Source organism: Ensifer sp. VA4 (assembly GCF_055710065.1).
Genome location: NZ_JBVQPO010000073.1, coordinates 1 through 266, shown reverse-complemented (window position 1 = coordinate 266; position 266 = coordinate 1). Strand labels below are relative to the sequence as shown.

The 266-nt window shown below is 58.6% G+C and carries 1 pseudogene; it reads right to left on the bottom strand.

Features of this window, described 5'->3' with window-relative positions:
• Nucleotides 1-266 (bottom strand): annotated as a pseudogene (locus tag AC0C6X_RS30220) (adenylate/guanylate cyclase domain-containing protein); the annotation flags it as partial.

Genomic DNA, 266 nt, shown 5'->3' with positions numbered 1-266 from the left:
GGGGAGGCACGACGAATTCCGTCTCCGCGCGCAATTTGAGGGGCTCACGACTGGTGCTCAGAACGGTGGTCGCCGGACATGTTTTGCGAATGGCATTGATGACCGGTGCCGCTTCGACCAGATGCTCGAAGGTGTCGAGTATCAACAACACCTCAGCGCCGCCCAGCGAGTTGCACACCGTTTCGATGGCGGAGATACCGGGTGCCTCTTGCAGGCCTATGGCCTTGCAGATCTCCGAACCGATCAGGTCCGGATTGTCAATTTCT